Origin of the sequence: Arthrobacter globiformis (assembly GCF_030817195.1) — a bacterium.
Taxonomy (GTDB): domain Bacteria; phylum Actinomycetota; class Actinomycetes; order Actinomycetales; family Micrococcaceae; genus Arthrobacter; species Arthrobacter globiformis_D.
This window is the reverse complement of sequence record NZ_JAUSYZ010000002.1, coordinates 1-24,637: the sequence shown is the minus strand read 5'-3', so window position 1 is coordinate 24,637 and position 24,637 is coordinate 1. Positions and strand designations below refer to the sequence as shown.

Here is a 24,637-nt window from a genome sequence, read left to right as displayed (position 1 = left end):
CGGGGGGATAAATGTGCTGCCGTGCCGTTGCCAGGAGGTGCGCCACCTAAGATACGGAGCTCTCGTCACCTCGGAGTCCAGGCAAAGGCCGGCTCTAACTTGGCCGGGAATCACTTCGTCTTCGACGCGTCGGTCGGATGCTGCGCGGCCCGTTGTGGTGTCCTCTGGTCAAGTGCCAGTCTCAGTACTTCGGCCAAGTGGCGGGCGCTGACTCCGGTGCCTTGCATTACCTGCGTACGGCATGAGAAACCGTCTGCGAGGACGAGCGTGGCTTCGTCTTTCGTTCTCACCGTGGGAAACAGTTCACGTTCCCCCAGAGCCTGTGAGACGTCCCAGTGCCCAGGCTCGAAACCAAAGTTGCCGGCGAGTCCACAACAGCCGGAGGCAATGATGTCGGTGTCCACTCCTAGCTTCTGCAGCACGGCTTTGTCCGGGGCATAGGATCCCTTCGCTTCCTGATGGCAGTGCACTTGGGAGATGGCTTTGATGTTGATTTCGCCGAACGGCCAGGGTCCTCGGTGGGCCGCCACGATGTCTGCCAGAGTCACGACTTGGCGTGCGAGCTTGGCGGCCCGGGGGTCATCGGGCAACAGTTCGGTGATCTCCTCCGTGAGCATGACGGTGCAGGACGGCTCCAGTCCAATGATGGGCGTCTTTCCGTCCAGTGCCGGACCCAATGAGTCCAGAGTCTGCGAAATAATCCGCTTGGCCATGTCCAGCTGTCCGGTGGAGTGCCATGTCAGCCCGCAACAAACCTGGCCATCAGGGAGGATCACGCGATACCCCATCGCCTCAAGGACTTCGACCGAGGCCTGACCAACCTCGGGGGAATTGAAGTTGTTGAACGTGTCCGGCCACAGCATCACGGTGGGTCGTTCCGGACCGGGTGTGGTCGGCGCACCCGAACTTGTTTCCTGTGCCCGGGTACGGGTTGCAAACCACTGCCGCAGGGTTTGGGGTGCGAAGTGGATCATGCGGCGCTTGGGTTCTATGCCGGCCAGGCGTTTGACCAGCTCTTCGACCGGGCGGAACCCAAGTGTCCAATTGGCTAATCGTGCGGCGCCCGGGACAGCCTCCAGCAGGCGGGATGTCAGCGGCAGCCATCCCATTGCGTAGTGGGCCATGGGACGGATGCGGCCCTTGTAGTGATGATGGAGGAACTCGGCCTTGTACGTGGACATATCGACGTTGACCGGGCACTCACTGGAGCAGGCCTTGCATGACAAGCACAGGTCCAGCGCCTCCAGCGTTTCCTTGGATCGCCAACCATCGGTCACTGACTCCCCGCGCAACATCTCCCCCAGCGCACGCGCCCGCCCGCGGGTGGAATGGACCTCGTCCCGGGTCACTTGGTAGGAGGGGCACATGGAACCCGCATCGGAGCGGCAGAGCCCGACGCCAACGCAGCGGTTCGTGGCGCCTGAGAATGACCCGCCGTCATGACTGAAAGCGTGAACCGGGGTCAGCTCGAAGGTACGGTTTCCGGGACCGGGACGGATGCCTTGGTCGATCGGCTCCGGATCAACGAGAACGCCCGGGTTAAAGAAGTTCTCCTTATCAAAGATGTTTTTGAATTGTGCGAAGGCCGTCAGTGCTTCCGCGGAGTAGATCAAGGGCAGCAGCGCCGACCGTGCCCGCCCATCACCGTGTTCTCCCGACAAGGATCCGCCATAACGGGCCACCATGGCGGCCGCCTCCTCGATGAACGCCCGGTACCCGAGAACTCCTTCTTCTGCCCCAAGGCTGAAATCGATCCGAATGTGCACGCAGCCTTCGCCGAAGTGGCCGAACGGTATGCCGCGCAGCCCATGCGAGTCCAGGATCTTATAGAGGTCGCGTAGGTAGTCCGCCAGGTGCTCCGGGGGCACGGCAGAGTCCTCCCAGCCGGGCCAGGCCTCGCCGCCGTCGGGCAGTCGGGTGACGATGCCGGCACCTGCTTCCCTGATGCGCCATAGGGCGCGCGCCTGCTTGGTCTCCGTCACCACGACTGAGTCCACGATGCGGCGCTCCCGGACCAGCTCTTCAACCAGCGCGCGGGCGGCGTCGCCGGCCCCGCTGGGCGTTTCTCCGCCGACTTCCACGTACAGCCAACCTCCCCCGTCGGGGAGTTCGGAGCCGGCGGTGTGTTGCCCGGGCCGGGTCCGCAGTGCGGCCAGGAGGTCAGCGCCCATCCCTTCCACTGTGTAGACCCCAGGCCGCCTCAGACGGGGCGCAGTGGCTGCAGCCTCGAAGACGTCGGAGAATCCCAGGACGGCCAGCGCCGTGGCCCGGGGACGCTTGACGAGCCTGACTGTCAGTTCGGTGATAATCCCGCAGGTGCCTTCGGATCCCGCCATGGCCCGGGCAACGTTAAAGCCATTCTCGGGGAGAAGGTGATGCAACCCGTATCCGGATACCTGGCGGGCGAATTGCCCAAGCTCGGTCCGCAGGATGCCCAGGTGCTCGTCGCGAAGCCGCCTGAGCTCGTCCTGTATAACCGGATCGCTGCAGTTGGTGTCGCTGATTTCAATTTCCCGCCCGTCAGCCAGCATCAGCTTGAGGGAGACGATATTGTCGGCGGCAGTGCCCCAGGCCAAGGAGTGGGAGCCGCAGGCGTTATTGGCGAACATGCCACCGACGGTGCAGCGCGAGTGCGTGGACGGGTCGGGCCCATAGGTGAGCCCGAACTCTTCCGCCGCGTCGCGCAGCGTGTCGCACACCACTCCCGGGCGGATCCGGGCCGTACGGGCCTCCGGGTCGATGCCCAAAATCTGATTGAAGTAGCGGCTGGTATCGATGATGAGTCCGTCACCGATCGCGTTTCCGGCCACAGAAGTACCTCCCCCTCGGCACACGACGGACCAACCACGTTCCTTCGCGACGGACAAGGCGTTTCGAATATCCTCTACCGTACGGGGCTCAACAACAGCTGCGGGTACGCGCCGATATATAGAGGCGTCCGAAACGTATGCAACGCGGGTGGTCAGGTCCTCTCGCAGGGCGACCGGGGTCATTTCTTCTCCTACTGTGCCGATTGTCAGGTGATAAACATTGGCCGGCTATCCGTGAATTTCGGGCAGCCGAGCATTATGGGCGCGACCATTACGAGTGCAGCGACACCAAGGGTGCTGACCGTTCAATGACCAGCAGGGCGGAACGCCCCGCCATATCCCGGTCCGCCCGCAGAAAACGGCCGCGACGAAGCTCTGTGGGAGCAGCAACTCCCCGTCTCTGTGGGCCGGCTTCCGTTATGTCAGATCCGGAGCAGTCCGCTGGAGGCAGTGTCTTACGCTATGCTGCATGAGCTGATCTGGAGCTGTCGTCCCTGTTCAGGGAACCACGGCCTCTTCTAGGCGCCTTGCACTGTCTCTGGCCGAAGGGTCCCGGCGTTCATGAGAGCACCAGCTTTCTGGGAATCTCAGAAGCCGCGTCGGCCAGCCAGCCTTTGTCCAGGCCTTCGCCGTGAAGGGCGGAGACCAACTGCCGCAGGGCTTCGGGCGGCTGCGGGCTGTCCGGTTGTCCGGCGTCCGAGGCAAGGACGAGCCGGTCCCCGGCAGCAAGCGCCACCTGGGCCAGACGGGCGGCGCTCATGCCTGGCTGATGCCACAGCTGGTAAGCGGTGATTTCTATGAACGCGCCCCGGGCGGCGAACTCGGCGATCTCGGCCACGCTCATACCGGGCACGGTGTAGGAAGGATGGGTCAGCAGGAACCGGGTAATGCCGCGCCGCTGGGCCTCGTCCACGAGCCACCAGCATTCGGCGGCGCTCACGTGCCCGGTGCAGAGCACCGCGTCATGTTCGGCAATGAGGTCCAGGACCAAGGAAATATCTGCTGATTGCCTAACGCCGGGTGTGAGTACAGGGGGGACCGCCAGGACGGCCCGATCCAGCCGGGTTTCAAGGTCACTGAGGCGGGGCAGGGAAGCGGTTTCCTGGGTATGAGCATCTGCGGTGGGAAACCAGACCACCCGGCCGCCGCTGCCCAGAGCAGAGACGACGGCGTCAGGGTTTATTCCCCCGGCCGGCCGGTTCAGGGCGATGCCGCCCACAACATCCAGCCCTGAGGAGCGGGTCAGCGCCGATGCCCGGCCAACGGTGGACTCGTGGTGGGCCTTGAGGACAAAGCCGGTGAAGCCTGCTTCAGCGTATTCAGCGCAGATCTCGTCGTCATGGCCGATACGCCCGATCACATCAGGCGCTGCATGGACATGGACATCAAACAAGTGGATCGTGTCCTTTCAAAGCGGCCTCCGTCAGGGTGCGCCGGCTCAGGGTATTGAGCACCACGTCGTGCCGAGCTTCGGCCAGCAGCGGTGTGCGGGCCCGGAGGGACCTCAGGGCCGCGAGGTTGAGGTTGGCCGTCAAGGCGGTCTCGGTGGACCCGGCCGCTGCCACGACGGATCCGTCCGGGGCCAGGATGCGCGATTGCCCCCAGAATTTCGCCCCTCCGTCGGTCCCGCAGCGGTTAATGAACACCACGTAGCACTGCAGGAGCAGGGCTGCGTGCTCGAGGATGACCTGCCAGGTGCGCTGCACTTGCCCGGCGTTGGCGCCCTCGATGCTGGCAACAGGAACGATCAGCACTTCCGCTCCTGCCTGGGCTGCGAGCCACGGGATGACGGGGTGCCACATGTCGTTACAGATGACCGTGGCACACCGTGCACCACCGATGACCGCGGTGTCCACCGCGTCTCCGGCGTCAAAGCCCAAGTGTTCGTTCCAGGGAGCGTATGAGACGGGGTGGATCTTTTGCTGATGGTGACGTTCTTCCGCCCCTGTGATCAGGTATGCGTTGCGTGGATTTCCGTCGCCGACGGTCTCGGCGAAACCTATGCCCATGGCGCCGCTCTGGTTGGCGAAAGCCCTGAGGCGTTGATCGTTCGCCTGCAGCGGCCGGTAATCTGCCCCGGTTCCGAAGCCGTACCCGTTGACCGACAGTTCCGGCGTGAGGGCCAGGTCCACGTAGCCGACGTTCTCCCGCATTTCCAGAATCCGGCGGATGTTCGCCTCCACCTCTCCGAACACCGGGGCCGTCTGCAACAACCCCACGCGCAGCGTGTCCGCCCGCTGCTGCGACATTAGTTGAGGTTGTTGGACGTCAACCATCCGCTGGCCACCTCCTCGGGTGTCTTTCCGTCAACGTCAATTTCAGCGTTAAGCTTTTGCAGTTCGGCGGTGGTGAGCAGTTTGCTGACCGGTTCCATGACTTCGGCGATCTCGGGGGACTTTTCCAGGGCGGCCTGCGTGACGTTCAGCGAGAGGTTGTAGGGCGGGAAGAACTTCTTGTCGTCCTCGAGGACCGTCAGGTCCAGGGACGCGATGCGGCCGTCGGTGGCGAACACCTCACCGAAGTTACAGGGGTTACCCGATCCGATGGCGTTGTAAATTGGCCCTTCGGCGAGTTCGGCCACCTTGTTCTGGGGGAGGGTGATGCCGTACATGTTCTTCAGGCCAGACCATCCGTCATCGCGCCCGAAGAACTCTGATGCCCCGCAGAACGCGGCGCTGGCTGGATCGGATCTGCTTAGCTTGGCGTAGTCGGAGAGGGTCGCGACCCCCAGCTTTTTCGCGGTTTCAGTCTTGACGGCTACCCCGTAGGTGTTGTTGGCAGGAGCGGGCGGCAACCAAATGACGCCGTTCTTTTCCTTGTCTAAGGAGCTGAGCTTTTGATACATCACCTCGGGGTCGGTGATGGTCTCTTTTTGCTGCAGGTGGGTGAGCCAGCCACTGCCCGTGTATTCCCAGTACATGTCCACAGCGCCGCTGGTCAACGCTGCGCGGACGGCGCTGGAGCCGCTCATCCCGCAGGTCCGCTCAACGCTCGCGCCCTGTGATTCCAGGCGCTGTGCGGCAACTTCACACAACAGGAGCTGTTCGGTGAAGTTCTTCGAGGCGACATTGAGGGCGGCATCTTTCAGGGGGCCGTCCTTGGCCGCGCCGCCCGCGGCCTGGCCGGGACCGTTGCCGCCCAGCGCGCAGCCGCTGGTGAGCACAACACTGAGCAAACCGGCGGCAAGCATACTTTTACGCATTTGTATCACTTTCACTTGTGGTGGGAGATTAGATGCCCCTGGGACGCAGGAGCCGCTCGGCAATGCCGGCCAACCAGTCCACGGTCAGGGCGAGGCAGATGGTCAGCACGCTGCCGACAATGAGAACAGGCATACGGTTTAGGGAGATGCCGGAGGAGATAATTGATCCCAGGCCCCCGGCGTTGGTGAAGGCTGCGAGTGTCGCTACTCCCACGTTAAGAATGAGTGCCACCCTGATCCCGGCGAGCATGACGGGAACCGCGAGGGGAAGCTCGATGGTGAGGAGGACCTCACGGGCGCTCATGCCCATGCCCCGGCCGGCATCCAGCAGCGCCCGGTCCACTTGGCGGATGCCCACCATGGTATTGCGCAGCACCGGAAGCAGGGCATAGGCCACCAGTGCGATGACTGCCATCCAGAATCCGACGCCGAACATCATTGCGAGTAAAACGAGGACTCCGATGGAAGGGATGGCCTGCCCGGCGTTGGCTGCCGCCAACACCACGGCACCCACTCCCCCGGTGCGCGCCCTGGTGAGCAGGACACCCAGCGGAACACCGATGGCGATAGTGAGTACCGTCGAAACAGCAACCAGCTGGACGTGTTGCCACAGCGAGGTGAAAATGACATCCGGGGCCAGGCTGCGGGCTTCGCTTGAGTCAAGGGGGGTGGATCCAATGTAAGCGGCGACCCCTACGAGGAGTGCCACCACGATGGCCGGCACAACCCACGCCCTGGCCCGCTTGGATCCTGGAACGTTGATCCGGTCAATGACTGTCGAGCTCATGACGGCACCGGAGTCCGCTGAGCCGCTGCGGTGAGCAGCCCCTGTATGTCAATGACCCGGGTTGTCCCGCCGTCGAGTTGCACGGTGACGCCTTCGGCGCCGGCTGCCAGGACCCGTTCCAGTGCGCGGTGGACGCTCTCGCCAGGGTCAGCATCAACCGTGGCGAGCACACTGCCGGCCTCTGGGGTGGACGGGCCAACCACATCACGGACCGTCAACAGGGTAAGGCGGCGCACCGAAGCTCCCGTCCCGACGAAATCGCGAACGAAATCATCAGCCGGGTTGCTGAGAATCTGCAGCGGAGTGTCAAACTGCGCCAGCCTTGAACCGGGGCCAAAAATGGCGATCCTGTCACCGAGCCGCAGGGCCTCATCGATGTCGTGGGTGACCAGAACAATGGTCTTGCGGATGCGCTCCTGCAGTCGAAGGAACTCTATTTGCAGCTTTTCCCGGGCGATGGGATCCACCGCGCCGAAGGGCTCGTCCATGAGCATCACGGGAGGGTCCGCGGCGAGTGCCCGGGCCACTCCCACACGCTGCTGCTGGCCGCCGGAGAGCTGCTTGGGGTAACGGTCCGCGTAGGTGGCCGGCTCCAATCCAACGAGATCCAGGAGTTCCTCGGCGCGTGCACGCCGCTTGCTCTTGGAGTCACCCAAAAGTTTCGGAACCAGCGCCACATTCTCAGCGATGGTCAGATGCGGCAGCAAGCCGATCTGCTGGATGACGTAACCGATGCCGCGCCGCAACTGATCGACGTCTACGTGGGTGACATCCTTGCCATCGATCCAGATGCGCCCACCGGTCGGTTCAACCAACCGATTGATCATTCGTAGCGTGGTGGTTTTTCCACATCCTGAAGGCCCGACCAGGACCACGAATTCGCCGCGCTTAATTTCCATGGACAGGCCGGCCACGGCGTCTTTGCCCTGATCGGGGTAGCGCTTGGAGACATTCTCCAGGTAGATCATGGTGTCAGGCTTGCATCCTGGCTTCTCAGACATTTAACCCTCGCACAGTGGTGAATTTTGCTATCCAGATGAATAAGAGGTCTAGGACCAGCGCGACAAGCACAATCCCGATGACTCCGGCCAGCGCTTCGTAAAGGGCGTTGGCCCCGCCGATCCGGGCCAGACCCCTGAAGATCAGTTCCCCGAGTCCGGGCCCGCGGACAACGGCGCCGATGGCCGCCGTAGCCACCAACATGATCGTTGCCGTCCGGATGCCGTTGAGGATCACGGGCCAGGCCAAGGGCAGCACGACGGTTCGCAGCCGCTGGCCCCGGCCCATACCCAGCCCCCTTGCCGCATCAATCACGGCCGCATCGACGCTTTCGATGCCGGTGACGGTGTTGCGGAGTATCGGGAAGATGCCGTATACGGCCAGGGCAGCCACGGTCGGCGCAACGCCCAGACCCAGCAACGGAATCATCAGAGCAAACAAGGCAAATGATGGGATCGTCAGGAGCGTTCCGGTCACGGAGAGCAAAGTTCGCCGCAGCCGGGGCATGGACTCGGTGATGAGGGCCAGGCCGATGCCCAGCACCGCCGAGATGACCACACTGATCAGCACCAGTTCGGCGTGCTGCTCAGCAAGAAACAGCAGCCGAACTGCGTTGTTGCTCAGATATTCCAGAAACACAGCGGCCTCTGGTCTATCGCTGGACGTGCTCTCAACGGCTTTGTTGAAGAACGACTCTTATCAGGGCGGTGAAGGCGGGCGCTCGTTCGGGCATCGGCGCCGGAAAATGGCATGGCAAGACAGTGCATGGTTAACTCCTGCTCGTTCTTGTCGGGGAGGGTTACGGAGACGGGCCAGTACGGGAAGTCTGGCGGCTGCTAGGCGGGAACGTGAGTAACCGGGGCGAGGGCATTGTGAAGGGTGCGGACCGTTGAGAGCAGGTGGCCCGAGAATACCCTGATGTGTGGTTCGATGCGGGGGGCAGGTCCGGAAAGGTTTACTGCGGCTGTGATCCTCCCGGCATAGTCGCGCACCGGCGCGCCAATGCCGATCAGTTCAGGGTCGAAAATCCGGTCCGCCACCGTGTAGCCCTTAGTCCGGGCTTCCCGAATGTGAGCCAGGAACTCCCTGGCTTCCCGGGCCCCAAGGCCATCCTCACCTGTCCGGACGATCTCGAGGATGTGATCATCCTCGTGGTCCAGCAACAGGGCCATCCCGCTGGAGCTTCGGTTTACAGGGACGGTGCGCCCCACCCACCCGGCTGCCTCGATGGACCGGCGTGAACTTTCTGAATGTACCGTCAGGACTTGGCCGTCACTGAGCACCGTCAGATACGTTCGTTCACGAACCGTTTCAGTCAGCCGGAACATCAGGGGCCCGGCCAGCTTCGTCAGCCTCTGGTCGCCGGCCCGCTGAGCCAACGCGAACAGCCGCCAGCTCAGCTCATAACGACCGTCAGGGTCCCTCGCCACCAGCCCCGTCTCCAGCAGGCTCTTCAGCTGCCGCGAGACGACCGACTTTTCCCGGCCCAACATGCGTGCAACGTCGGAAACAGTCAACCCGTCAGGAAACTGAGCCGCATCGGCAGAACTGAGTACGTCGAGAACAGCCATAACTCTCGCAGCCCCACTCTGCTTCTGCTCCATTTCCATTCCCCCGATCCTAGGTAGCCAGTGTGATTTCTGCAACAGAAGTTGCATCCAACGCATCGGTTCCCGCTAGGCTGAGACGCTTCGGCTCGGCGATGCGCTCCGGGTGAAAGCCTGCTCAAAGAACTCATCAAGCTGGTCGCACAGAAGTACGAACTCCGGGTGGTCAACGTACATGAAGTCGTTGTGACGGCCCTCCACGTTGTAAAGAGTCTTCGGCGAGGACGCAGCCTCGAACAGCGCCAGAGCCTCGTCATAGGGATGCAGGGAGTTACGCGTTCCGTGTCCGATGAACAGGGGGGTTGGTGCAATGTCAGCAACGACTTTTTCCACGTTCAAGTCAAGAATCGATTCCGTGAACTGGAGCCGGGTCGGGTGGCCAAAGCCGTAGACCTGGGCCAGTTCCTTCTGCACGTAGTCATCCGTCGCCGGATCCAGCGGATAGTGCTCAAACGTGTCCCCGAGCCGGGACTCCCCCTCAAGAACCCGCCGGGTCCGGTCTTCCTCAACGTCCTGAAGGATCTTCGTCCACTCATGGTACGAGTGGATGGACTTGAGCCAGCGTTCACCTTTGTAGAACCCGTTCAGTGAAGCGACTGCTGCAACATTGCGGCCCTTCTCGGCCGCCAGGATGACATTGGCGGCACCCATGCCCCACCCGATAAGTCCGATCCGCTGGTCATCAACGTCCTCCTGGGCCTGGAGGAACGTGACCGCGTTGCGGATATCCTCAACCTGTTCCTCGATAAGGACTGTTCCCTTCGGGCCCTCGCTGTCCGCCATACCCCTGTAGTCAAACCCCAGGCAGATGTAGCCGAACCTCGTCATGAGCCGGGCGAACATTTTCGGGTAGAACTCGTTAAAACCCTGGTAGCCCGAATTGACAATCAGGGCAGGCCGTTCTGCGCCGTCCGAAACATCGTCCGGGTAGTAAAGCGTAGCCTGCAGACGGCTGCCCTCACTAAAAAAAGTTGTCGGCTTCTCGATCACTGTTTCCTCCATCAAGTACGGGTTCGTCCCGGCGTCGCTCAGACCTGCTTCAAAGTCTCTCTGAGACCGTGACGCGGAAGTGGTCCGCGTCTCAATCCACGATCACTATCAAGGACTAATGCATTCAATGCAATGGTGCGATGCAAAAACTGCAACATGAACCGATGCCTGGCCGTTCCGCCCTGAAATCTCCTTTTCATCCCGGAACTTCCCAGTCCGAGTTTGGGCCCAGCCAGGCTGGTCTCGCACAGGTCAAGACCTTCAATTGGGCGGCGAGGACCCACATGGACTGCGACGACAAGTGCAAGCAGCGCCGCATGGAAGTCTTCATCAGGATGGCTGGCGGGGCTTAACCCAAGGCCTGCGTTGCAGTGCGCGGCAAGGGATGCACACCACGAGACCGCAGTCGTCAGTGAAGCCGCATCGACCGCCATCCCCCGCCCCTCCGAACATGGGGCGCAGTCGGCTTGAAGGAAATCATCCACGCCCGCCGGATAAGGAAATCCGTGATGATCAGCCTGTGGATGGTACACCGAAACGAGAGCAGCATCCGCTCCGGTTACAGGCCCGATCCCTGACATAGGTGTCGCCTCGATACACTGCGTGAACCGGTCAATCTCTCTCATTACCGAGCGAGAACCGTTATCGGCGCTCACCACCTCGCACTCGGCTGCGCCGAACGGCTGATCGCACCCCGGATCGGAACCTGCCGCCAGCCTGTCGGTAAGTGATCCGCCGCGTGCTGCGCTTCCTGGCGTCCTCCATCGAGGTCGTGGAGCCTTTCGATGCTGAAAAGACTAGTAGGCACGGAATTCCCACGTCAGTCCGTAAGGAACGTCTTCACTGAGCGCTACTGTGAACAACGTCGGACTGCGCCGGGTGATCATGATCCCCTGCGTCCGTACGCTGGCTGCTCTCGCCCGTAGGATCCTTTCAGCAATCGTGAGCTGCTTCTGCATGGCGGCCTTGCTTTCCACCGTCACTTTTAGAGTCTGATCAGTCTTTGCCTCGATCATTCCTGTCTCCTATCTCGTGTCCTTGGCGGTCTCGATCCGCATTGTTCCTGGGCTCGCGAAGGCCCCTCGAACAAGATGTGATGGAAGTGCGGACGCGCCGCACATCCGGTCGAACCAGGCGGCCGTGCTTGGCGGTGAAGATGCTCCGCCCGGTGAATGCTGACGGCCCTCGCCGGAATGCCAGCAACTTCCGTTCAAGCATTAGACGAAAGTGATATTCCGTCAAGCCCTCCTGGCCGTTGCCTTTGCATAGGGCATGCGGTTGCCGCCAACCGCTCTTGACAGGTGCAAGCTTTTGTCTGAGTCTTAGACGAAAGTTGTGCAGAGGCGCACACGATTGGAGTAGTCAATGAACGACGCATTCTCATCCCCCACCCGGCTTCCTTCCCGGCGCAGCCTGCTGCTGGCTGGGCTGGGCACCGCACTGTCGGCACCGTTCCTCGCGGCCTGCGCGGGCTTTGACACCAGCGGAGCGGCTGCTGGCCAAGGCACAGTGGGTTTCCTCTCCACGCAGTTCACGCCGGTGGAGGAAAAACAGCGCTACGAAGCAGTCCTGAAGAAATTCCTGAGAGTGCCAACCGCTTACAACGCTGTGGACCCGGGTGTTTTCGCATCCACCGTGAAGTCGCAGGCCAGCGCACAAAACGTGCGCACTTCCCTCCTTGGCGGACTTCACGGCGAACTCGCTCCACTGTCCTCCTCACTGGAAGACGTCGACGCGATTCTCCAGGACCTGTCCGGACGTGGGTTCACCCAGGAGATGCTTGACTTGACCAAGGCCGGGGGCTCGGCGGCCAAGTACGTCCCCTGGATGCAGGCGACGTACGTCGTCGCCGTCAATAAAAAGGCCCTGGAATGGCTCCCCTCGGGCGTTGATGTCAATGACCTTACCTACGAAGGCTTCCTCGCGTGGGCAAAAGCCGCCCGTCAGGGTGCTGGCCGCCCGGTCTTTGGAATGCCCGCCGGGCCCAAGGGGCTGCACCACCGTTTCTACCAGGGATTCCTGCTCCCCAGCTTTACCGGAGGCCAGATCACCACGTTCCGGAATCCCGATGCAGTGGCTGCATGGACCTACATGCAGGAACTTTGGGCCAACATGGCGCCGGCCTCGACGAACTACGATGCCATGCAGGAACCGCTCGCCCGCGGCGAAGTGCTGGTCGCCTGGGACCACGTGGCCCGGCTCGTAGACGCCCCGGCCAACAAGCCCGATGACTGGCTGATGGTTCCCGCCCCGCGAGGCCCCAAAGGACGCGGATACATGCTCATCATCGCCGGGCTGGCACTTCCGAAGGGCGGCAAGGACCGTGATCTGGCAGAACAGGTCATCCGCGGGCTGTCCGAACCTCTGACACAGATCGAAACCCTGCGACGGAACGCGTTCTTCCCAGTCGTGCAGACAGAACTGCCCACCGACCTGACCGGAGCCATAGCCCTGGAAGCCCTCGCCGTTCGCCGGCAACAGCGGTCCGCCGGCGCTCTGCTGGCCCTCCCTCCAGTCGGTCTCGGACCCAAGGAAGGCGAAGTCTCACAGATCTTCAAGAACTGCTTCCAGGAAATCTGCCTCAATAACTCCGGCATTCAGCCGGTCCTGGACCGCCAGGCCACGGAACTCAACACCATCCTGAAAACCCTTAACGTGCCGTGCTGGGCACCCGACCCCATCTCCGCGAAGTGCGAGGTAGCCTAAGTGAGCGTACAAACCACCGCAGTCCCGACCGGAACGACGGTCCGGCCCCGCCAGCGCCGCGTTCCACCGGCAGTCTGGCTGATCGGTCCCTCCGTGATCTTCATGACCCTCCTGCTCGGTTGGCCCGTCGTCGAGGGCATCCTTCAGGCGTTCCAGAACGATCAGGGCTTCACGCTCGACTTCGTCGTCCGCATGGTCCAGGACCCGTATTTTTGGCCGGCCGTGCGCAACACGCTGCTCCTAATCGTCGTCATGATTCCCCTGCAGTTCGCCTTCGCGATCGGCATGGCACTGCTGCTCCGCACCAATCCGAGGCTGCACAAAGCCCATTTCTTCGTCTGGGCCATACCTCTGGCGCTGAGCGATCTTGCGGCCGGCCTGGTGTGGCTGGCCATCTTCAATGACCGCGGCTACCTGAACTCCGCACTCGCCTGGCTGGGCCTGCAGGGAAATTCCTGGCTGGCCTATGACAACCAGACCACGATGTTCATGTGCGTTCTCATCGCCGAGCTCTGGAGGGCCACCTCACTGGTCCTCGTCATCGTCGTCGCCGGCCTTCAAGGGATCCCCAAGGATTACGACGAAGCGGCGCAGGTATTCGGAGCGACGTTTTGGCAGCGCCTTCGACACGTCACCCTGCCGCTGCTGAAACCGAGCCTGCAGGTGGCACTAATCCTGCGCACGATCCTGGCATTCCAGACGTTTGCCGTCGCTCAGGCCCTCACGGGACAAAACTTTCCCCTCGTTGTCGGCGAAACCTACCGCTGGTACACAGGCCTCCAGAATCCGAACGTGGCGGCGGCACTGGCCCTGGTCATCCTCGTCGTTTCGATGCTGACCTCGATCTTCTACCTGCGGGCACTCCGCGACAAAAGCCAGGGAGGCAAACGATGAACGACGTAGCAGTAGACACTGCCCCCCTGAGGCGGCAAAAGCGCAACAGAGTTTGGCTGCAGGCAAGCTGCATCGCCGTCTCGCTGTTCATGCTGATACCGATCTACCTGATTTCCCTGGCTGCACTGTCGACGAGGGAATCGCTGAACGAGTTCCCTCTTAGCCTGCTGCCCAGCAACGTCTCGTTCGAAACCCTCAACGGCTTCCTGGGGTCCACGGGTATCTTCGGCGCGCTGGGCAACTCGCTGATCGTCGGCCTGGGAACACTGCTTCTCTCCGCCCTGATCGGCGTCCCGGCCGGGTACGCACTTGCACGCTTTGCCTTCCCTGGCAAGGAGCCCTACCAGCTGTTCCTGCTGTTCACCCGTGCACTGCCCATCGTTGTCCTGTCCGTTCCCCTGGCCAGGCTGTTCCTGACGGTGGACATCTACGACACCACGTACGGCGTCATTCTGCTGCACACGGCCCTGGCGCTACCCACCACGATCCTCATCTCGGCCAGCGTGTTCCTGAGTGTTCCGATCGATGTTGAAGAGGCAGCCCGCGTCTTCGGCTGCTCACCCTACGGCGCGTTCATGAAGGTGGTCATGCCCATGGCCCTGCCAGGCATCGCCGCCGCCTCCATCTTCACGTTCGTCATGTCCTGGAACGAAGTGCTCGGCGCCTCGATCCTGACCCTGGACCACCGCACTTTGCCGGCCCAGGTGCTGACGTCACTGGCCGACTCGCCGCTGGCGTACCGCTTCGCCGGAGGATTTGCCCTGGTGATTCCGTCCATCATCTTCATCGCTCTGATGCGCAGATACCTCACCAACATGTGGGGCTCCACGATCCGCTGACCTACCGTCCTCTCCTCTTTCAGAACTCTCCAAGGAGCCAACCCCCATGGCTGACATCTCGATTTCCCACCTCGTCAAGACGTATCCAGGCGGCACCGAACGGGCCACCGATGACGTGTCGCTCGACATCCGCGACGGTGAATTCACCGTTCTGCTCGGCCCCTCGGGTTGCGGCAAAACCACCCTGCTGCGCATGCTCGCAGGCCTCGAACTGCCCGACTCCGGCTCCATTAGCATCGGCGGCAGGGACGTCACCTACCTGCCGCCGAACAAGCGAAACATCTCCATGGTGTTCCAGTCCTACGCCGTCTTCCCCCACCGCTCCGTGCGGTACAACATCGGCTTTGGGCTGCAGATGGCCAAGGTCGCCCGGGACACCATCGAAAAGAAAGTGCTGTGGGCAGCCGACCTGCTGCAGCTTCGCCCCTACCTTGACCGGATGCCCGCACAGCTGTCCGGCGGCCAGCGCCAACGCGTCGCCGTCGCCCGCGCCATTGTGATGGACGCGGACGTCCTGCTCATGGATGAACCCCTGTCCAACCTGGACGCACTGCTGCGCCTCAACTTCCGCTCGGAGCTCAAGAAAATCGTGCAGGATCTGGGCACCACCACCGTGTACGTCACACACGACCAGAGCGAGGCCCTCTCCCTGGGCGACCAGGTCGCCGTCATGCGCAAGGGCCGCATCGTACAGCTCGGTGATCCACTCGACGTCTACGACGCTCCCAGCGACCGCTTCGTTGGCGGGTTTATCGGTTCGCCCCCGATGAACTTCATCGACGCGGCCGTCACCGCCAACGGGGACACCATCGTGGTCGGAGACCAGAAAATGATGGCACCTTCGCTACTGAGATCCTTCAAAGACTCGGGCGTCGTACTCGGCGTCCGTGCCGAAAACTTCACCGTTGCGACCGAACGTGCCTCCGGTGACATTGCAGCGACCGTGCTCGTCGTTGAGCCCATGGGCTCCAGCATCTTGCTCACCGTCGATGTCGAGGGCCAGACCGTCAAAGTCCAGGCACCCCCAACGTTTAGAACGGCACCGCACCAAACGATTTGGCTCGGTCTGTCCCCCAACACCATGCGCTTTTACGATCGAGAAACCTCAATGGCACTGGAGGCCAAATGACCAGCGACCTGACCATCAGCAGCGAACAGCTCCGCCGATCCGCCATCGAGGTGCTCCAGCTGAACGATCTGGGCACCATGACCAGTGCGGGCCCGAACCTCTACCCGCACATGTGGAGCTGGGACGCCGCTTTCGTCGCGATCGGACTGGCACGGGTGAACGTCCCCCGAGCCATCACCGAACTGCGCACCCTGCTGAACGCCCAGTGGTCCACCGGCATGATCCCCCACATCGTTTTCAGCGACAATGACGAGGGCTATTTCCCCGGATACGACCGATGGGGAACCGCTCTGGCCGCTGCGCGCCCCGCCGGAGTCAAGAGCAGCGGGATCTGCCAGCCGCCGGTCCACGCCATTGCCCTGCGCCATATCGTGGACCGAGGCCGGGAAAACGGCGGCGCCGACCAAGCGGCCGCAGAAGAATTCCTGCGGGATTCCTTTGACGGCTGGCTGGCCTGGCACCGCTGGCTGGCCACCGTACGCGACCCCGGCGGAGTCGGGCTCATCGAAATCCACCACGGCTGGGAATCCGGCTTCGACAACTCCCCGCGCTGGGACGGTCCCTACACCGCAATCCGGCCCGGTGACGTGGAACCCTTTACACGGCGCGACATCCTCCACGTCGCCGACGTCAGTGAACGCCCCGACGACGCCGAATACACCAAATACCTCTGGCTCGTCCAACAGATGGCCTCCGTCCGGTTCGAGGACGCCGCCGTCCAGGAGATCGTCGATTTCCGCGTCCGGGACGTTTTCTTCTCGGCCATCATGGCCGCATCCAGTGACGTCTTGGCAGGCCTCGCCGAGGAGATCGGCCGATCCTCTGAAGCTGCCGAACTCCGGCAATTGACACAACGCTTCCGCGACGGCGTGGCCTCGACGGTAGACCCGGAGACAGGGCTGGCACGCGACTACGATGTGCTGGCCAAGACCTGGATTTCCACCGACACCGTGTCCGGCTTCGCACCCCTGATCGCCGGCGGCCAGCCGGAGGTCCTGGACCGCCAACGGGACATTCTGCAGGGCCCGGACTGGATGGGCTACCCCCAACTGCTGTTCGCGCTTCCGCCCTCCACCTCCCCGTCCAGCCCGGCGTTCCGGGCCCGCACGTACTGGCGCGGCCCCGTGTGGCCCTTCCTGAATCTGCTGCTGGGCTGGGCATGCTCCCGCGACGGCCAAGCCGGTCTCCACGAAACTCTTCGTTCAGAATCGCTGCGGCAGCTCTCGGACCTGAAATTCGGCGAATACTACGAGCCCTTCACCGGAGAACCCCTCGGAAGCCTCGCGCAGGCCTGGACGGCAGCTGCTGCCCTCGAATGGCTGGGTTCCTCCACCGCCCCGGGCGCGCCGGACCAGGGTGCGGAATGACGACCCTTCCCGGAGGCAATACCACCAGCGAGACGATCATCGGCCTGGACATCGGAGGTACCAAAACCCACGGCATCAAAATTGTGGGCGGTACCGTTGTCGAAGACCGGCTGGCCGGAAGCTCCAACACCCAGAACGTCAGCATTGCAACCGCTGCCCTGAACCTGTCACTTCTGCTGGGAGGCCTGGACGCCGCCAACGCGGCACACATCTACGCGGGCGCAGGCGGGATGGACACCGATAACGATAAGGCGGAACTCCGGCGCCTGATCTCGCCCCAAGCCCCGGGCACGAACATCACGATCGTGCATGACACACGTCTGATTCTCGCCGCTGCAGGGGCCGACACGGGTATCGCTGTCATCGCCGGAACCGGATCGGCCGCCTGGGGTGTCACGGGAGACGGCAGGGAGGCCCGGGCCGGAGGCTGGGGATACCTCCTCGGCGACGAAGGGAGTGGCTACTGGCTCGGACGGGAAGCAGTGCGGCACAGCTTGCACAGGACCAACCTTGGCCTGCCGGACGATGAACTTACCGCCGGCTTGCTCGACAGCTGCGGGCTGGGCTCTGCTGAGGAACTGATACGTCTCTTCCACGGCAACAAGGACAGAACGTACTGGGCGGATAAATCGCGGCTCGTTTTTGACTGTGCCCGCCGGGGTAATCCCGCAAGCAGGAAACTGGTTGACCAGGCCGGACGAAGCCTGGCCGAGCAGGCCCTTCAGGTTGCGGCCCGGCTACGAATGCAGGGACCGGTAGTCCTCGGCGGCGGACTAGGGCTAAACCAGCCCGCCCTTCAGGAAAGCTTTACCAATTATCTGACCAACCACGGAATCACCGACGTGCAGGTATTGGGCACGGCGCCGGTTTTCGGCGTGATGCACCTGGCGGAGGAAGCCGTTCTCGCAGCGCCGTGAACGAAACCGGGCGACAGAGCCGTGCAGTATGTTGGTAGACCGGAAGAGAGGAGGACCTATGACGGTTGAAAGAACACCCGCGAGCCTGGGCGGAGCGACCTCCCACGGGCATCTTCTGGAACTGATCAGGTCCTCCGGCGGCCTGTCCCGCCAACAACTCCTGGCGGCGACCGGGATGTCCCGGGCCACGCTGTACGAACGTCTGGAAACCCTGCTGCGACGCGGATTCATCTATGAGGCCGAATCGCTGGAGGCTACGGGGGGCCGCCGCTCCCGCAAGATCCGTTTCGATGACAGGGGCCGGGTTGTCCTGGCCTTCGCCCTCGGCCAAACGCATGCCACCGTCAGCGTAACCGATCTGCGGGGCGTTCCCCTGCGCTCGGTTACATCCCGGCACACCATCAGCGGACCGTCGGATGCCGTACTCTCCCCCCTGATCGAAACCGGAAAATCCCTACTCGCCCAAGGCAGCGCTGAAGTTCTCATCGGAGTGGGCGTCAGCCTTCCGGCGCCGGTCGAAGCGGAGAGCGGGCATGTCTCCCACACCACCACCATCCCTGGTTGGCCGCCGGATGCCGTGGCCAAAGCAGTCTCCAGCACATGGCCGGTACCGCACATTATCGAAAACGACGCACGGGCCGCGGCCCTCGGGGAGCGGGCCAGCGACGCTGAAACTGTCGTCTACGTCAAAGTGGCCACCGGCATCGGCTGCGGCATTGTGGTAGAAGGATCAATCCTCCGGGGCGCCCACGGAGCCGCCGGCGACATCGGACACATCCGCATGGCCGAAAACGGGCCCCTTTGCAGATGCGGGCGCCACGGCTGCCTCGCCGCTTACAGCTCAGGGCGTGCCATCACGGATCTGCTCGCCGCCGGAGGCATTACAGACCTCGATGCCGTCAGCGCCGCTGCCAAGAAAGGTAACCCTGACGTTGCCCGGGTTCTTGAAGCAGCCGCAGCTGTCCTGGGGAGAGCCTTGGCCGCAACCATAACAACCCTCAACCCCGACCGGCTCGTTCTTGGAGGGAAAATTGGCTCCATCCCCGCCTTCGTCGATCAAGTTAGGGCAAGAGTCATGGCCGACGTAGTTGAACGCATCGCCGACGGCCTAACGGTGCAGGCCGGGGACAGCGGGGACCAAACTTCCCTACAGGGGCTTGCCACTCTGGTCATGCGCAGAGTCTTTGCTGCCGAAGCGATCGACAGCGCAGTCAGCGACTTTACGATGCTGTGAGTCGAAGCTTCGGGTATCAGAGCAGCGACGGGCCGTTTAAAGACCCCCACGACAACAGGCAGGCCCTGCGTAAAAAGTAGCGGGTGAAGGAGGGCCTTTTCGTGGGGCAGCCCGGCGCCCCGTGCGCGCCCGCCCGATCCTGCAAACGAACCCCGAGCCGGGCCGTTCAGGGAATCAGGGCCAGTCCTCCCGGCGCGGCCGCTTGCATTGGCGGCCTGCCGGTGCAGCCACAGCCGTGATGATGGCCGGGCGACGGCTCCCAGTCGCGGAGGGATTCTGCACTGGGCCTTAAGGGTGAAGGTGCGTGAACGGTGAAAGCGGTGAAACTCGCCCGCTTTGCCCGCCGCGGCGCTGGTCGGGTGTCCGCGAGGGTGCCTCCGACCGAATTGTTGTCCAAAGCACTTGGACAAATTTCGGGAGCACGAAAAGGCAGAAGTTGACAGCATCATCCTGGGCGAAACCACAGTTACAGCCGACCACCGGCGCTCACCGCGCGTTAGCAGCAACTACCCGCGCCAGCCTTCGACCTGGTTGTAGGCGTGGCTGCCGGCACTGTCTCCCTGGAGCGCAGCGCAGAACTAATTTCCGAGCACCTGGTCCCGCGATAGCGCACTGGTCAACGCCGGTCTTCCGACTGGAACGTCCGATGAGAACGTAGCCCAGTGACACCACCAACACCGCTGTCTGCGGCTAGGCTCTTCGCACACCTGCACTGCCTCGACCGATAACCGATATTGCGTCAATCTGGCGCTCAGAAGGGGCTCAGCAATCGGTCAAGTCAGTCGAAGGTCAGTTATCGGCAGCTAAGCGGGGCGTCTCAAAGCCGGTGGAGACGGGTGGATCATGCGACACTGTGCAACGACCAAGCATTGTCATGAACTGTTGATACGTTGCCCGCACGATGAATCAGAACCGCCCGTTTGCAGGAGGTTAAATCATCTTCTTCCGCTTGGGCAAATAGAGCTACCAAGTTTGGGATAGGCTGCGCACAGCCGATCGTCAACGCTCACAGAATACTATCGCCCCGGATCCTTTGCGGCTTCGTCGAGCAGGGTCTGGATGAGCTCTTCGGTCTCCTCGTAGCCGCCTTCGCCAATGGTGACTTGGCGGACTGTGCCGTTGGCGTCAATCAGGAAGCTGGTGGGCCAAGCTGAAACGCCATAGTCGGTCCAGGTTGAATAGTTGTTGTCGAGTGCTATGGGATAGTCGATGTTTAGCCGTTCGGCTCCATCCATCACATTTCCGGGATCGCGTTCGAACGTGTATTCAGGAGTGTGGACTCCTATAACTTCGAATCCCTGAGCCTGGTAAGTGCTGTGCCAAGCAGTGATGTGTTCGATGGTCCGCTGGCAGTTGATGCAGGAAAAGGCCCAGAAATCGACGAGCACCACTTTTCCCCGCAGCGACCGCAGGTCAAGACTGGTGTTACCAGGCGTGTTGAGCCATTGCTGAATACCCGTAAGCTGTGGCGCGGGCCCGCAGTCCTGCTCGCCGGATTGCCCAGTCCAGGCATCTTCTACGCATGATGTAAGGCGCTGACTGACTGCCGAGCCGCCCGGGACGCTGACAGGGGCGGGGATCACTTTCTCGATGCTCTCACTGATGGCTGTGGTGTAGTCGGGGATGGCTCGCTGAAGTGCATCGGTCAGATTGAACGTCAGACCGACGGCCAGCGTGATGGCTGCAATGCCAGCCCCCACGTTCAAGGCTCGCCGTTTGCGGCGGAAAGCGGCGGTCCGTTCGGCAACGGCGCGGCCCGCTAAGGCGAAGCCCAGAAGGGGAATCGCGGTTCCAACGGCGAATGATGTGGTCAGGACCACGGTATCGAAGCCAATGCTTCCGGTTGCCCCGGCGATCGTAATGGTTGCGATCACCGGTCCCGCGCATGGCACATATACGGCACCCAGTACGAGTCCGAGCACGAACCCGCCTCGATCGGTTCCAACTTGACGTTGAGGGATCCGAGAAAAGGGCTTTTCCAGAATTGTCCCGAATCTGGGAAAGATCATTCCGATTCCAAGCAGGGCCAATGCGATGATGCCTGCCCAGCGGATGACCGTTTCTGGGATGGGGAGCGCTGACAATGCCAATGTGCCCACCAGGGTGAAGACACTGAAACTCAGCACTAGGCCGGCGACGACGAGGTATGGTCGGCGGCCGCCACTTGCCGGCTCGTTTCCTTCTTGGGTATGACGAGCTCCGCGGGCGCCACCGGACAGGAAAAGCACGGGGAGAACCGGCAGTATGCATGGGGAAATGCCTGTGATAAGTCCTCCGAGCATGCCCACCAGGGCAAGGGAAGGTTCCATCAGGATGCAGTGCCTTGGAGCAGGAATGCTTCAAAACCGGCCGCAGGCACGGATTCAAAGCGATGATCTCCGCCGCCATTGGTGCCCGCCGGCCCTCGTTCCTCCTGCTCTGGATACTGGCCTGGCATGTTAGAAGCCATAGTCGCCTCCGTCGTAGTGCCTGGTGGTCTCCTCAGCCGAGGTTCCTCCAAAGGCCTCGGTCGAGCCGTCACCGGCAGCCTCAGCGTACAAACCGCTCCAAAAATAGGCGCTGACGATTTCAGAGACTATGACGTACCCGGCGACACTGCCGAGAACCGAGCGGGAGTCGGCCCCGCTCCCGCCCTCCCCCAAGGTGCGGGTGAGGGCACCGGGCTGGTGTCGCTCAGACCGTGCCGCTGCCCTTGCCAGGGTTGCGGGCTGGGCATTCGCTGGGCGATCCTCCGTTGTGTGAGCGTTCTGCGTGAAGCGCTCGAAGAGGACATCGAGCTGGGCCGGTGTGAGCTTGCTGAACGCCTCAACGTGCACCTGCTCGATTTTTTCGGTCGGGGCATTACTTAACACTTGCTGGTATCGCTCGATGGCGACTTCATCCTCCGTGCGGGCTGGGGTTTCGCGATCGCGCACGCTCGCGCGGCCGAGGAGACGGTCAAGAAATGCCATGGGATGCTCCTAATTTCTGGTGGTTGTTCGGTTTATGGGCGCCATGGTTAGGTCAGGCCTGGGTCGCGGTGACGAGTTACCCCTCGGCAGCGAACACGGGGCGATGTGTTCGGCATACGGCTCTGGCAAGTTGACGCAGGTCAGCGACGCCAAATGGTCATCGCATTGCAGCCCTTTGGGGATGGGCACGGGGGAAGCGAAAAATCCGGGCGCCGCCTGCTGCTGCAGAGAATGTCGGGGCTATCAGCTTGTGTTTGGCGCCCTGCAGGCATGCGTCCGCACCAAGGGCTGGTGGAGATGTTTGGCGGCCAGCGGGACGGTTCTTTCAAACATCGATTACATGGCATTTGGATTTGGGAAGGGCCGGCCTTGTGATCCTTCCAGAAGCCGTGCGGCAGTTTATAGACACCTGGCCACAGGCTTCCTTTACGCAGCAGGCTTCGAGATGAACCCTGTTCCCTTCAGTAAAGACCACCTGCCCAACGGCAGCCCTTGAACGGCCTCGCCAAACAATCCTCACTAAAACACCACCAGCTGGCCAAGAAGGCAACGAAGGGATGCGAGCTGCTGGTGGGTCAGGGCGCCGAGTCAGTGACCTCATCCGTAGCCAGCGCCAAGCACTCAGCCGGCGAGATCGGACGAGCGCCCGCGGGACCCATCAAGGCCCCGCGGGCGAGGTCGGCCGGTGCCCGCGTTGGGGGTGTCAGGCGGCCTTCGCGACCAGCTCGACTTCGATGTTGCCGCGGGTCGCCTTGGAGTACGGGCACAGCTGGTGGGCATCCTCCATCAGTTCGACCAGCGTTGCCTGGTGGACCGCGGATGCACTGGCCTCCAGAACGGCGCTGAGCCAGTAGTCGTTGTTCTCAGCATGCAGCGTGATAGCCGCAGTAACGTCTACGTCGCCCAGCTTGATCTGGCGCTGACTCGCGGCCGAATCGAGTGCGCCGCGGAAGCAAGCGGACCACCCGGCGCCGAGCAGCTGCTCGGGATTAGTGCCGTCTCCGGAGCCGCCGAGTTCAACCGGGAAAGCATGTTTAACATCGAGGTTGCCGTCCTCGGAGGTGCTGCGGCCGCCATGGCGGCCCTCTCCGACTGTGGTCACGGTTGTGGTGTAGGAGGCCACGTTCTGTTCCTTTCAGTGGCAGTCTGGGCCCGTGCTTCTTTAGCGCGGTCCGTTTAGCCGGTTAGTTTGGATTCCAAACTGTACAGAGTTGGAATTTCAAACGCAAGCGTATGATGGAGGTATGGCCTCACCAGATGCGCGGGAATGCTCGATCGCCCGGACCCTCGAGCTGATCGGCGAGAAGTGGTCGCTGCTCGCGATCCGAGAGCTCATGCTGGGAAGTACCCGGTTCGATCAAATCGTCCGGTTCACGGGGGCCCCGCGAGATGTGCTTACCGCGCGCTTACGGAAGCTTGAAGAAGCCGAGTTTATCGAGCGCAACAAATACCAGGACCGTCCCGAGCGCTACGAATACCACCTCACCGATCGGGGCAAATCACTCCTCCCGATCATCACCGTCTTGCGGGACTGGGGTGACCGAAACCTTGCGCGGCCCGAGGGGCCACCCATGCCCTTTGAGCACACGTGCGGAGAGGCCCTCCACCCGACACTGGCCTGCAGCGCCTGCGGCGCCCCGATCCGCTGGGGTGAGGTAACCGCACTCCCCCACCCCGGCTCCCGCGCCGCAGCCGAGTGATGCCTGCGGCGTCGAGCTGAAATCGGCCGACCAGGGACCCCGGTCCTCGCCAGTGCAGCCGATGGTTCTCCCCACTGTCGCCCTCAGAACACTGCGGCTGACCTGTCGCTTGCCTCTCACGACGGACCGGTTCTCGAGGCTGCAGTCCTGCGATATGACCAGATGCAGACCACCATCCTCGACCCAATTCTTCACCGCGCCGCAATCGTGATCCAAATTTCCGCAGCGTCGCGCTCCTCGCCGCCGGAGAGCGCCAGCGACGAACCCGGGGAGATCAAGCATCTTGGCCAGCCCAAGGTCCGCCCTTCTGGGCTCATCAGCCCACGGACAGGTACCGGCCCTGCGCCTGAAGTGGCCATCACTCTACGTTCGCGCAACTCCGGGAGCCCGTCCCTTCAGAGGCGGCTCCAGGCCAACGCCGCCAAACTCACTGAATTCGTGAAACTCGCGATGCTTGCCAAGGTGGCCCGCCCATCAGGTACTTTCATCGCTCGCCGGGGAACCC

Annotated in this window: 22 protein-coding genes; 9 read left to right on the top strand and 13 right to left on the bottom strand. The window is 62.5% G+C overall.

Annotated features, from left to right (window positions below; translation table 11 throughout):
* Nucleotides 1-110 precede the first annotated feature (110 nt).
* The 10 genes from QF036_RS23945 to QF036_RS23900 form a co-directional block, all read right to left on the bottom strand.
* Entirely contained in the window at nucleotides 111-2,993 is a 2,883-nt protein-coding gene (locus QF036_RS23945; protein ID WP_307106124.1) for an FAD-binding and (Fe-S)-binding domain-containing protein, read from the bottom strand.
* A gap of 376 nt (nucleotides 2,994-3,369) precedes the next feature.
* Nucleotides 3,370-4,203, bottom strand: coding sequence for a DUF6282 family protein (locus QF036_RS23940; RefSeq protein ID WP_307106123.1), 834 nt, complete (start codon nucleotides 4,201-4,203; stop codon nucleotides 3,370-3,372).
* Entirely contained in the window at nucleotides 4,196-5,059 is an 864-nt protein-coding gene (locus QF036_RS23935; protein ID WP_307106122.1) for a carbon-nitrogen hydrolase family protein, read from the bottom strand. The genes QF036_RS23940 and QF036_RS23935 overlap by 8 nt, the downstream gene beginning before the upstream one ends.
* On the bottom strand, nucleotides 5,059-6,012 hold the full coding sequence (locus QF036_RS23930) for a glycine betaine ABC transporter substrate-binding protein (protein ID WP_307106120.1): 954 nt from the start codon (nucleotides 6,010-6,012) through the stop codon (nucleotides 5,059-5,061). Before QF036_RS23930 ends, QF036_RS23935 begins: the two co-directional genes overlap by 1 nt.
* 28 nt (nucleotides 6,013-6,040) lie before the next feature.
* Entirely contained in the window at nucleotides 6,041-6,799 is a 759-nt protein-coding gene (locus tag QF036_RS23925) for an ABC transporter permease (RefSeq protein ID WP_307106118.1), read from the bottom strand.
* On the bottom strand, nucleotides 6,796-7,767 hold the full coding sequence (locus QF036_RS23920; RefSeq protein ID WP_307106116.1) for an ABC transporter ATP-binding protein: 972 nt from the start codon (nucleotides 7,765-7,767) through the stop codon (nucleotides 6,796-6,798). The genes QF036_RS23925 and QF036_RS23920 overlap by 4 nt, the downstream gene beginning before the upstream one ends.
* Nucleotides 7,768-7,792: 25 nt before the next feature.
* Entirely contained in the window at nucleotides 7,793-8,437 is a 645-nt protein-coding gene (locus tag QF036_RS23915; protein ID WP_307106114.1) for an ABC transporter permease, read from the bottom strand.
* Nucleotides 8,438-8,634: 197 nt separating this feature from the next.
* Nucleotides 8,635-9,369 carry an IclR family transcriptional regulator gene (locus tag QF036_RS23910; protein ID WP_307106112.1) on the bottom strand — a complete coding sequence of 245 codons (735 nt, stop codon included), beginning with the start codon at nucleotides 9,367-9,369 and terminating at the stop codon, nucleotides 8,635-8,637.
* A 105-nt stretch (nucleotides 9,370-9,474) separates the two neighbouring features.
* Nucleotides 9,475-10,395, bottom strand: coding sequence for an alpha/beta hydrolase (locus QF036_RS23905; protein ID WP_307106110.1), 921 nt, complete (start codon nucleotides 10,393-10,395; stop codon nucleotides 9,475-9,477).
* 797 nt (nucleotides 10,396-11,192) lie between these two features.
* A complete protein-coding gene (locus tag QF036_RS23900; protein ID WP_307106109.1) occupies nucleotides 11,193-11,411 on the bottom strand; it encodes a hypothetical protein in 219 nt (72 codons plus the stop codon).
* Between the two features lie 349 nt (nucleotides 11,412-11,760).
* Between QF036_RS23900 and QF036_RS23895 the strand changes: the two genes are divergently transcribed.
* From QF036_RS23895 to QF036_RS23865, 7 genes are read left to right on the top strand one after another with little or no spacing between them, the layout of a single operon-like run.
* The gene (locus QF036_RS23895; protein WP_307106107.1) at nucleotides 11,761-13,101 is read left to right on the top strand and encodes an ABC transporter substrate-binding protein; all 1,341 of its coding nucleotides are present in this window, start codon (nucleotides 11,761-11,763) and stop codon (nucleotides 13,099-13,101) included.
* Nucleotides 13,102-13,995, top strand: a complete 894-nt coding sequence (locus tag QF036_RS23890; RefSeq protein ID WP_307106104.1) for a carbohydrate ABC transporter permease — start codon at nucleotides 13,102-13,104, stop codon at nucleotides 13,993-13,995.
* Entirely contained in the window at nucleotides 13,992-14,834 is an 843-nt protein-coding gene (locus QF036_RS23885) for a carbohydrate ABC transporter permease (protein ID WP_307106102.1), read from the top strand. The genes QF036_RS23890 and QF036_RS23885 overlap by 4 nt, the downstream gene beginning before the upstream one ends.
* Before the next feature lie 46 nt (nucleotides 14,835-14,880).
* A complete protein-coding gene (locus QF036_RS23880; protein ID WP_307106100.1) occupies nucleotides 14,881-15,963 on the top strand; it encodes an ABC transporter ATP-binding protein in 1,083 nt (360 codons plus the stop codon).
* A complete protein-coding gene (ggh, locus tag QF036_RS23875) occupies nucleotides 15,960-17,330 on the top strand; it encodes a glucosylglycerate hydrolase (protein ID WP_307106099.1) in 1,371 nt (456 codons plus the stop codon). Before QF036_RS23880 ends, ggh begins: the two co-directional genes overlap by 4 nt.
* Nucleotides 17,327-18,247, top strand: a complete 921-nt coding sequence (locus tag QF036_RS23870; protein ID WP_307106097.1) for an N-acetylglucosamine kinase — start codon at nucleotides 17,327-17,329, stop codon at nucleotides 18,245-18,247. The genes ggh and QF036_RS23870 overlap by 4 nt, the downstream gene beginning before the upstream one ends.
* Before the next feature lie 58 nt (nucleotides 18,248-18,305).
* Entirely contained in the window at nucleotides 18,306-19,481 is a 1,176-nt protein-coding gene (locus QF036_RS23865) for an ROK family transcriptional regulator (protein WP_307106095.1), read from the top strand.
* Nucleotides 19,482-20,497: 1,016 nt separating this feature from the next.
* On the opposite strand, the gene QF036_RS23860 is transcribed toward QF036_RS23865, so the two are convergent.
* The 3 genes from QF036_RS23860 to QF036_RS23850 all read right to left on the bottom strand — a co-directional run bounded on the left by QF036_RS23860 (nucleotide 20,498) and on the right by QF036_RS23850 (nucleotide 23,555).
* Nucleotides 20,498-21,790 (bottom strand): cytochrome c biogenesis protein/redoxin, encoded by a 1,293-nt coding sequence (locus tag QF036_RS23860; RefSeq protein ID WP_307106094.1) that lies wholly within the window; start codon nucleotides 21,788-21,790, stop codon nucleotides 20,498-20,500.
* A gap of 129 nt (nucleotides 21,791-21,919) precedes the next feature.
* A complete protein-coding gene (locus tag QF036_RS23855) occupies nucleotides 21,920-22,432 on the bottom strand; it encodes a hypothetical protein (RefSeq protein WP_307106093.1) in 513 nt (170 codons plus the stop codon).
* A gap of 703 nt (nucleotides 22,433-23,135) precedes the next feature.
* The gene (locus tag QF036_RS23850; protein ID WP_307106091.1) at nucleotides 23,136-23,555 is read right to left on the bottom strand and encodes an Ohr family peroxiredoxin; all 420 of its coding nucleotides are present in this window, start codon (nucleotides 23,553-23,555) and stop codon (nucleotides 23,136-23,138) included.
* Between the two features lie 121 nt (nucleotides 23,556-23,676).
* Between QF036_RS23850 and QF036_RS23845 the strand changes: the two genes are divergently transcribed.
* Together QF036_RS23845 and QF036_RS23840 are read left to right on the top strand one after the other, a co-directional pair.
* Nucleotides 23,677-24,132, top strand: coding sequence for a winged helix-turn-helix transcriptional regulator (locus tag QF036_RS23845; RefSeq protein ID WP_307106089.1), 456 nt, complete (start codon nucleotides 23,677-23,679; stop codon nucleotides 24,130-24,132).
* A 162-nt stretch (nucleotides 24,133-24,294) separates the two neighbouring features.
* Nucleotides 24,295-24,637: hypothetical protein (locus QF036_RS23840; protein ID WP_307106088.1), on the top strand; the 343-nt coding region annotated here is incomplete at its 3' end.